This window comes from Planosporangium flavigriseum (assembly GCF_011947225.1).
Lineage (GTDB): Bacteria > Actinomycetota > Actinomycetes > Mycobacteriales > Micromonosporaceae > Planosporangium > Planosporangium flavigriseum.
In genome coordinates this window covers 1-9,158 of the sequence record NZ_JAATVW010000043.1, presented here as the reverse complement: position 1 = coordinate 9,158, position 9,158 = coordinate 1, and the positions used below count along the sequence as shown (strand labels likewise).

Annotated in this window: 6 protein-coding genes, 1 tRNA gene and 1 pseudogene; 6 read left to right on the top strand and 2 right to left on the bottom strand. The window is 70.4% G+C overall.

Going from position 1 to position 9,158, the window contains the following annotated elements; genetic code table 11:
• The 5 genes from HC028_RS26620 to HC028_RS26600 all read left to right on the top strand — a co-directional run.
• Positions 1-454 (top strand): hypothetical protein (locus tag HC028_RS26620; RefSeq protein ID WP_420850198.1); only part of this gene is annotated, 454 nt, incomplete at its 5' end.
• Between the two features lie 104 nt (positions 455-558).
• Positions 559-2,424, top strand: coding sequence for a dynamin family protein (locus HC028_RS26615; RefSeq protein WP_239075757.1), 1,866 nt, complete (start codon positions 559-561; stop codon positions 2,422-2,424).
• Positions 2,421-3,884: a dynamin family protein gene (locus tag HC028_RS26610; protein WP_168080195.1), complete on the top strand. Its 1,464-nt coding sequence runs from the start codon at positions 2,421-2,423 to the stop codon at positions 3,882-3,884. Before HC028_RS26615 ends, HC028_RS26610 begins: the two co-directional genes overlap by 4 nt.
• Positions 3,885-3,945: 61 nt before the next feature.
• Complete coding sequence (locus HC028_RS26605) at positions 3,946-6,312, top strand: putative bifunctional diguanylate cyclase/phosphodiesterase (protein ID WP_168080194.1); 2,367 nt, start codon at positions 3,946-3,948, stop codon at positions 6,310-6,312.
• A gap of 81 nt (positions 6,313-6,393) precedes the next feature.
• Positions 6,394-6,465 (top strand) — tRNA-Lys (locus HC028_RS26600).
• A gap of 556 nt (positions 6,466-7,021) precedes the next feature.
• Here the strand turns inward: HC028_RS26600 and HC028_RS26595 are convergent.
• A complete protein-coding gene (locus HC028_RS26595) occupies positions 7,022-8,197 on the bottom strand; it encodes a virginiamycin B lyase family protein (RefSeq protein ID WP_168080193.1) in 1,176 nt (391 codons plus the stop codon).
• Positions 8,198-8,564: 367 nt separating this feature from the next.
• On the opposite strand from HC028_RS26595, the gene HC028_RS28005 reads away from it, so the two are divergent.
• Positions 8,565-8,813, top strand: a complete 249-nt coding sequence (locus HC028_RS28005) for a hypothetical protein (RefSeq protein ID WP_239075767.1) — start codon at positions 8,565-8,567, stop codon at positions 8,811-8,813.
• Positions 8,814-8,968: 155 nt separating this feature from the next.
• Here the strand turns inward: HC028_RS28005 and HC028_RS26585 are convergent.
• Positions 8,969-9,158 (bottom strand): annotated as a pseudogene (locus HC028_RS26585) (methyl-accepting chemotaxis protein); the annotation flags it as partial.

Genomic DNA, 9,158 nt, shown 5'->3' with positions numbered 1-9,158 from the left:
GACCGTCAGCGGCGTGGTCGACAACACGGTCGGTGGCACCGTCGATGGCGTGCTCGGTGGCACGGTCGGCGGCACGGTGCAGGGTGTTACCGGTGCCGACGCGCACGGCCTGCTGGGTGGCGTGACCGGCACCGTCGGCAGCACCGTCCAGGGTGTTACCGGCGCCGACGCGCACGGCCTGCTGGGTGGCGTGACCGGCACCGTCGGCAGCACCGTCCAGGGTGTTACCGGCGCTGACGCGCACGGCCTGCTGGGTGGCGTGACCGGCACCGTCGGCAGCACGCTGAGCGGCGTGGGTCTGAGCGGCGTGACCGACACCGTCGGCAGCACGCTGAACGGCGTGGGCGTTGGCAATGTCACTGGCGACGCGAACGTGAGCGGCGGCCAGGGGTACGCGGACACGCACGCACAGGCGGACGCCTCGCACCACGGCCTGCTCGACGGCCTGCTCTGAGGCTTGACGGGACTGCGGGCTAACCTGAAGGCCGGATCCGCCGCTGGGCGGGTCCGGCCTTCGGCGAGCTTGCTAATTGCCGTGAAATCAGCACACTCGTATCGATGATGGCCCCGACCTGGCTAGAGCTTCTCGACGAGACCGTGCGGGTGTGCGCAACGCATGGTCGTAGCGACCTGATCGAGTGGCTGCAGCAGAAGCGGGCACAGCTGGTCGATCCGCGGTTACGTGTCCTGGTCATGGGTGAGCCCAAGCAGGGCAAGAGCCAGCTGATCAATGCGCTGGTGAACGCGTCGGTGTGCCCGGTGGGTGATGGCGTGACGACCACCATGCCGACGATCGTCCACCACGCCGAAGCGCCCAGTGCGACCTTGGTCCGGACCGCGGTGCCGACGCAGGGCAGGTCGAACGGCGCGCTGGTCGCGCAGCCGGAGCGGATCCCGCTCTCGATGGAACAGATCACAGCTGGCGTCAGCACCAACGCCCCGTACCGTCCCGGCGTCGCCGCGTCCACCCATCTCGAAGTCGGCGTTCCCCGCGGGCTCCTCGCCTCCGGGCTGGTGCTGATCGACACGCCGGGCACCGACGATCAGGATCCGGTACGCAACGCGAGCATCTTCGCCGCGCTCGCCCGGGCCGACACCGTTCTCATGGTCACGGATGCGACCCGTGAACTGTCTGTCAGCGAACTGAACCTGCTGCTCCACGTCGGGCAGTCACACACGAACGTGATCGTCGTCCTGAGTAAGATCGACATGTCGCCGGATTGGCGCGCGGTGGCCGAGCGGAACCGGCGGCACATCGCGAGCGCCGGCGCGCAGGCGACCCTCATCCCTGTCTCCGCGGCGCTGCGGCTCCAGGCGGCCCGCGCAGGCGACGAGGCGATGAACGCCGAGTCGGGGTTCCCCGAGTTGATCGCGCGTCTCATGCGCGATCAGACCGCCAAGAGCGACGTGCTGGCCCGTACCAGCGTCGGTCAGGTCACCCGTACCGTCGTCGAACAGCTGGCCGCCCCCCTGCGCGCCGAACTCGCCGTCGCGGAGTCACCCGAGATGTCCGGCCCGATCTCGCGGTTGCAGGAGGCCCAGCGCGCCGTCGACGACCTGCGCCGGCGCACCACCAAGTGGCAGAACACGCTCAATGACGAGATGGCGGATCTCATGTCCGACATCGAGTACGACCTGCGGGACCGTACGCGCCTGATCTTGCGCAAGGTCGACGAGGCGTTCGACGAGGCCGATCCCCTGAGCGGTTGGGACACGTTCCGGGACTGGCTGGAGGAGAACCTGGCCGAGGCGGCCGAGGCGAACTTCGATTGGATGGTCCAGCGGCTCGACTGGATCACTCACCAGGTGGCGAGCAACTTCGCCCGGTACGGATCGGACGTCCTCCCCGGCTGGTCGATCAAGGTGCCGGACGACCTCGCCGACCGGGTGCCGGCCATCGAGAAACCGACGATCGAGAAGTTCACGCCGACCCAGAAGGTCTTCACCGCCCTGCGCGGCTCGTACGGTGGGTTGTTGATGTTCGGGATGGCAACGACATTCGCCGGCCTGCCGCTGGTTAACCCGGTCTCGATCGGCGCCGGTGCCCTCTTCGGCGGCAAGAGCATCTTCGACGAGAGCAAGTCGCTGCTCAAGCGGCGGCAGGCGGCGGCGAAGACCGCGGCCCAGCGGCACGTCGACGACTTCTTCATCCGGTTGAGCAAGGACTCCCGGGACACCGCGCGGCAGGTGCACCGGATGCTGCGCGACCACTTCGCCGAGCTGACCGAGCAGTTGCAGGCGGCCATCGTCGAGTCGTTCCGGAGCGCGAAGCAGGAGGCCGATGCGCTGACCGCCGCGCGCGAACAGCGCCGGCAGGCCATCGATCAGATGGCGCAGCGGCTCGCCGTCCTGGTCGAGGAGGCGCAGGAGGTGTCCGCCGGGCGGGGCGGAGCGCTGCGGGCGCGCCTGGAGTCCAGGTTATGAGACCTGGCGCCCCACTCGGCGAATCGGTGTGGGAGCTGTTGCACCAGGCGTTGAACCTGTACCGCGATGATCCGCACGCCGCAGCCGTGCTGCATCACCATCTCAGCCGGTTCGAGCAGCCGTTGCGGATCGCGGTCGCCGGCCCCTGGCGGTCGGGCAAGTCGACGCTGGTGAACGCGATCATGGGCGAGGAGGTCGCGCCGGTCGAAGGCGAGGACGGCAGGCAGGTCTTCACCTGGTACGAGGACGGTCCGACGCCGGAGGTGACGGCGTACACGGCCGACGGCTCGGCCCGGGAGCTCGCCGTCACCCGCTCGGCCGGCGGTATGCGGGTGGACCTCGGGGGCTGGCAGTCGGACCAGGCCGCCGACGTTGTCGTCAAGTGGCCGACCCGCGCGCTGCGGCACGCAACCCTTGTGGACACTCCCGCCGTCACGTCAGGCGCGGAAAACGACGGCAACCCGATCATGGACAGGATCCTGCGCGAGGCGGACGCCGTGCTGTACCTGACCCGCGACGCCCGCAGCAGCGACCTGGGGTTCCTGCACGCGGCGCAGGAGGGCGGCGTGGCCAGGTCGGCCCCGATCAACATGCTCCTGGTACTGGCCCGCGCCGACGAGATCGGCGGCGGCCGGGTCGACGCGCTCCAGACGGCCAAGCAACTGGCTCGGCGCCAGTATCGGGACCCGGAGGTCAACTCCCTCTGCATGGGGGTCGTCGCGCTGGGCGGCCTCGTCGCTCTTGCCGGCCGGGTGCTCACCGAGTCGGACTACGCCCCTCTCGCCGCCCTCGCCGCCATGCCACGCGCGGAGTTGGAGGGCCTCCTGCTCTCGGCGGACCGTTTCGTGAGTACCCAGCTCCCCGCGCCGGTCGGCGCCGAGGCCCGGCGTGCCCTGCTGGGCCGGTTGGGCATCTTCGGAGTGCGACTGGCGACGACCCTGGTCCGGACCGGCTGCGACAGCCGGGCCAAGCTCGCGGCCGAACTGGTTCGGCGCAGCGGGTTGACCGAACTTCGCGAGTCGATGGGGCGGTACTTCACCGACCGGGCGGATGTACTCAGGGCGCGGTCGGCGCTGGTGGTACTGGAATCCGTGCTGCGGCAGCATTTCCGGCCCGGCTCCCGGGAGTTGCTCGCCTGGGTGGAGTACCTCCAGTCCACCACGCACGACTTTCGGGAGCTTCGGCTGCTCGCGGCGCTACAGGACCCTCAGCTCGGATTCGATGCCGAGCGGACCGCGGAGGCCCAGCGCCTGGTCGGTGGCAACGGGGTCGACCTGACGGCCAGGCTGGGAGCCGATCCGGACGCGAGCGCCGCCGAGCTGTGGGAGCTGAGTTCCTATGCGCTGCACCGCTGGCAGCACCATGCGGAGGACCCGGTGCGGAACCTGGCCCAACGGCGCGCCGCGGGCGTGGTCGTACGCAGCTGCGAAGCGATGTTGGTGCGGTTGTCCGCCCGCTGACACCCGATCGCAACCGGAACAGTGACCTGAATCGCAACCGTATTGCCGTACATCTGTTGGAATGGGGGAGTCGACGGCGTCCGGAGAGCTGGGCCAGGGCCGGCGCGGGCACGCTTGGTGGCGCTGGTACCTGCTGATCGGCCTGGTCATCGTGGCTATCGCCCCGACGCTGCCGCCCGTTGGCCGTCAGGTCGTGTTCGGGGTCGTGGGGGTCTCGGCCGTCGCTGCGATGCTCCTGGGAGTGCGCCTGCACCGACCCGCCAACCAGCGGCCCTGGTGGTTCCTCGCCACCGGCCTCGCCGTCTCCCTGGCCGGGGTGTTCTGGTGGGCCTTTGAACTGGCCATGACGGGTCGCCTCAGCTTCCCGTCCGGAGGCGACTTCCTGTACGCCGGCTGCTATCCGTTCATGGTGGCCGGGTTCGCCGCCTGGGTCCGCCGGGACCGGACCCGGCCGGGCTACGAGAGCGTCGTCGACGCATGCCTCGTGGTCTCCGGGATGTTCACGCTGGCCTGGACGTTCATCCTGGCTCCGATGAGCGCGCACGCGCAGTCCGTCGGGCCGCGGCTGCCCATGTACCTGCTCTACACCGCGGTCGACCTGCTGATCATCGCGGTGGTCATCCGCATGATTTTCAGCGCCGCCGCGCGCACGGCCGCGTACCTGCTGGTCGTCGGCGGAGCGTTCGCGCTGCTCGCCGGCGACTTCCTCGCCTACATCCCGATGGCCTGGGGCGGCGGGAACGTTGGTTACGTCCTGGCGTCCGCGATGTGGGTACTGACGTACCTGCTGCTGGGGAGCGCGGCGCTGCACCCCTCGATGGCGTCGTCGGCCGGGCTCGTGGAGCGCAGCCAACCGGTCGCGTCACCGCTGCGGCTCGGCCTGTACGCGCTGCTCGCGCTGCTCTCCCCGGCTGTCGCGCTGAGCATCGTGCTGGCTCGCGGTGCGGGCAGCCCGGCCGGCGCCCTGGTCATGCCGCTGGTGTTCGTCGCGATCACCGGGGTGTTGCTCGTCGTACGGCTCGGGCTGCTCGCCCGGGTGGCGCACGGGCGCGCGGTCGAACTCGACGGGCAGGCGGTCGCTCTCGGGGCGGCGCTGGAGGAGCAGCAGACGCTGCGCGACGAACTCACCTACCGCGCCCTGCACGACAGCCTCACCGGACTGGGCAACCGGGACCTGCTGCGCGAGCGGCTCGACGCCCTGACCGGCCGGCACGGCCTGGTCCTGCTGGATCTGGACGGCTTCAAGGACGTCAACGACACCGACGGCCACCCGGCCGGCGACGCCCTGCTGGTCGAGGTGGCCCAGCGACTGCGGTCGGCGGTCACCGAAGGGGTGCTGGTGCGCCTGGGCGGCGACGAGTTCGCCGTACTGCTCGACGGCGCAGACGAAAGGCGTACCCGGGTCGCGGCGGACGCGATGGTCGACACGCTCCGCGCGCCTTTCCTGACCGGAGAGCGGGAAACCGAGCTGACGGCCAGTGCCGGCGTGCTCGTCGCGGATGCGCCTCTCACCGGGGGCGAGGCGCTGCGCCGCGCCGACCTGGCGTTGTACGCCGCCAAGGATGCGGGTAAGAATCAGGTCCAGATGTACCGGCCGGAACTCGCCGTCGAGCGCGACCGGCGCACCCGGCTGGTCGCCGACCTGCGCCGGGCGCTGGTCAACGAAGAGTTCGCGGTGTACTACCAGCCGGTTGTCGAACTCTCCACCGGCCGGGTCCGGGCTGTGGAGGCGCTGGTGCGGTGGATCCCGCCGGGACAGCTGCCCGTGGCGCCGGGGGAGTTCATCCCGGTCGCTGAGGAGTGCGGCCTGATCAGCCCATTGGGCACGTGGGTGCTGCGCCGGGCCTTGCGCGACATCCGCGACTGGTACGAGCGGTACGGCATCTCGGTCACGGTCAACGTCTCCGGTCGCCAGCTACGCGAGCCCGGGATCGTCGATTTGATCCTCGGCGAGCTGGCCGGGCAGGGGCTACCGGGGAAGTCCCTGGTCGTGGAGATCACCGAGACGGTTCTGGTGGCCGAGACCGCGTCGGAGGAGGCCGTGGTGCGGGCCCTCCTGGAGCGGCTGCGCCAGCACGGCGTGGCCGTCGCGGTCGACGACTTCGGCACCGGGTACTCGTCCCTGGCGTACCTGCGGACGCTGCCCGTGGATGTCCTCAAGATCGACCGCGTGTTCGTGCAGGAGGCGGCCGGCGGGTCCGACTCGGCGGCGCTGCTGCGGGCGATCGTCGAGATGGCCAAGAGCCTGCGCCTGCGTACGGTGGCCGAGGCCGTGGAGACGCCGGCCCAGGCGACGCGGCTGCGCCAACTGCACTGTCCACTGGCTCAGGGCTACCACTTCTCCCGGCCGATCCCGGCGGAGGAACTCAGCGCCCTGCTGGCCAGCGACGGCGGGCGGATCGAGGTCGAGCCGACCGTAGCTGCCTGAGCTGGTAGGTCCCGGTTTGACAGGGTGCACCGGCAACCCGGTATCCGCTCGGGGCGGTCGGACGGTAACCTGGCACCGGTCGGGCCGCTAGCTCAATGGCAGAGCTGCGGACTTTTAATCCGTAGGTTCAGGGTTCGAGTCCCTGGCGGCCCACACAGGTCACAGGCTTGCGAGCCGATCTTCACGCCAGATCGTGGAGCCACGTGTGGAGCTAGACGCGCTACCGTGGCTCCATTTCGGGCGCGTCGAAGCCCCGTCAGCGCCAACGCGGCGAGATCGAAACCCTGCCGAGCGGGTCAGTCCGTGTGAGGGTGTACGCCGGCATCGATCCGGTGCCGAAGAAGCGTTTACTGGAGTCACGACCAGGTTGACCGGCAGCGGATGTCTACGGTGCGACTGGACCCGTCAGGTGCGGGTTGAGGCGCCCGTACACCTTGCGCAGGCGGCCCGTGACGGCAGCAACGTGAACGTGGGGAAGTTGCCGGTGGGCTCATAACCCGGATATTGGCCTCGAAGCGCGGAGCCGGCCGTCGTATCCGTTCCGGCGTGACGCAGGCGACGTCGGCTACCCGCTGCCAGGAGGCCATGTATGGAGAAAGTGCCCTCCGGCTGGATGTGACACGGGCTCGGGTGGGCCTCGTCGTTCCAGCCGGAGGGCACTGTTGCGGTTGCTGTTCAGCGTGCGGCTTACGGCCGCGTGGGGTTTGGGTCAGGCGGTGAAGCGTCGACGCCGGATCAGCAGGGCGCTGCCGGCCACCAGGGCGATGCCGACGCCGACCAGGGCCGCGGCGACGATGGCGTAGCTCTGGCCGCGGCCACCCGTGACGGGCAGCGACGCCGGCGTGGCCGTCACGGTCGTGGTGGGTGCGCCGGGCGTGGGCGTGGTGGGCGTGGGCGTGGCGGCCACGAGGTGCCCGACCGCCACGGCGACCGAGGGGACGCCGACGGTGACGGTGGCGGTGACGGTGTTGCTGGCGGTGGCGATCACCGACAAGAAGTCGTCGCCGGCGTTGGCGACGTAGGCGTGCGCGCCGTCCGGCGTGACCGCCACGCCGTAGGGGTTGGCGCCGACGGGGACGGTGGCGGTGACGGTGTTGCTGGCGGTGTCGATCATCGACACGGTGTTGGCGCCGAGGTTGGCGACGTAGGCGTGCGCGCCGTCCGGCGTGACCGCCACGCCGTAGGGGTTGGCGCCGACGGGGACGGTGGCGGTGACGGTGTTGCTGGCGGTGTCGATCACCGACACGGTGTTGGCGTTGACGTTGGCGACGTAGGCGTGGGCGCCGTCCGGCGTGACCGCCACGCCGTAGGGGAAGGCGCCGACGGGGACGGTGGCGGTGACGGTGTTGCTGGCGGTGTCGATCACCGACACGGTGTTGGCGCCAAGGTTGGCGACGTAGGCGTGGGCGCCGTCCGGCGTGACCGCCACGGCACCCGGGGAGGCGCCGACGGTGACGGTGGCGGTGACGGTGTTGCTGGCGGTGGAGATCACCGACACGGTGTTGGCGTTGAGGTTGGCGACGTAGGCGTGGGCGCCGTCCGGCGTGACCGCCACGGCGTAGGGGCCGGAGCCGACGGGGACGGTGGCGGTGACGGTGTTGCTGGCGGTGGAGATCACCGACACGGTGTTGGCGTCGCTGTTGGGGACGTAGACGCGGGCGCCGTCCGGCGTGACCGCCACGGCGTAGGGGCCGGAGCCGACGGGGACAGTGGCGGTCACGGTGTTGCTGGCGGTGGAGATCACCGACACGGTGTTGGCACCGGCGTTGGCGACGTAGGCGTACGGCCCGGAAGCGGGGGCCGCGGTAGCCGGGGATCCCGCCCCCAGGACCGCCGCGCCAACCGGCGCGGTCAGCATCGCCAACCCGGCCAGGAACAGGCCCATCCGAGACCGCCGGGCGTGCGGCTTGGGGCCCCGTGCCGTCGACCGATCAGCGAGCCCGCCGTCGGCGCTCAAACCGTCGTGTAACACCCAGAACCCCCACGCGTTGCAAACTTGTACGAAAGGAAACGATTGATCGTAGCCGTTCACGCCACTGTGGAAGCAGGTTCGGCGAACATGGCGTGTCACCGTGACGCCGATCATGATGACGGCATTTCCCCTGCTCAACACCCCGGCGGTGTGGGGTTGAGGTGGACATCCGCGCTCGAGCACACCTGGGCGCTGATGCCGGACGCAGCCACCCGCAACGACGCCTCGACGTGGCTACAGGTCGACGGGCGGCGCGAGCGGCACCCGCTGGCGCTGGTGGGTGGTCGGCGCCGGCGCCGGCGCCCTGGCGGTCATCGTCGCCCTGGGCGTGCTGCTGTCCAGTGGCCCGCGCTGCCGCAAGCTCGCCGCTGAACTGGTGCGCCGCGCCATCGCCAGCTGCGGCGTACCCGCCATCAACTCCGCCCTCGCCAAGAGCGGGGACCTTCAGCCCAACCGGCCCATTCGTTCGGTAGCTGCGCTTCAGCAGGAGTACGGACTGGCGCGCGGAACGTTCGTAGTCGCGCGGTAGCAAGGACCCATCGGCCCAGGCTCTCTCCGATCGCCCGTCAACGCCTATCTTCTCGCCTGCCCTGTTCACCAACGAAGCGGGCAGGCTGGGAGAGTCTCCCAGCCTGCCCGATCACCGTCGTACAGACGACGAACCCGTATGGTGCGGCGACTCCGTCAGACCCGGAAGCGCGCGACGGCCTGCTGCAGTTCGTTGCTCATGCGGGCCAGCTCTTCGGCCGCCCGCTGTGACTCGGTGACGCCCTCGGTCGTGGTGGCCGCGGCCGCGGCGACGCCGGAGATGTTGGTGGCGATCTCGGTGCTGCCGGTGGCGGCCTCGGCCACGCTGCGGGTGATCTCCCCGGTC

Bases quoted from the DNA above. Each gene is read 5' to 3' on its own strand.
- HC028_RS26615 (WP_239075757.1), top strand. From the start codon at position 559: ATGATGGCCCCGACCTGGCTAGAGCTTCTCGACGAGACCGTGCGGGTG.
- HC028_RS26610 (WP_168080195.1), top strand. From the start codon at position 2,421: ATGAGACCTGGCGCCCCACTCGGCGAATCGGTGTGGGAGCTGTTGCAC.
- HC028_RS26605 (WP_168080194.1), top strand. From the start codon at position 3,946: ATGGGGGAGTCGACGGCGTCCGGAGAGCTGGGCCAGGGCCGGCGCGGG.
- HC028_RS26595 (WP_168080193.1), bottom strand. From the start codon at position 8,197: ATGGGCCTGTTCCTGGCCGGGTTGGCGATGCTGACCGCGCCGGTTGGC.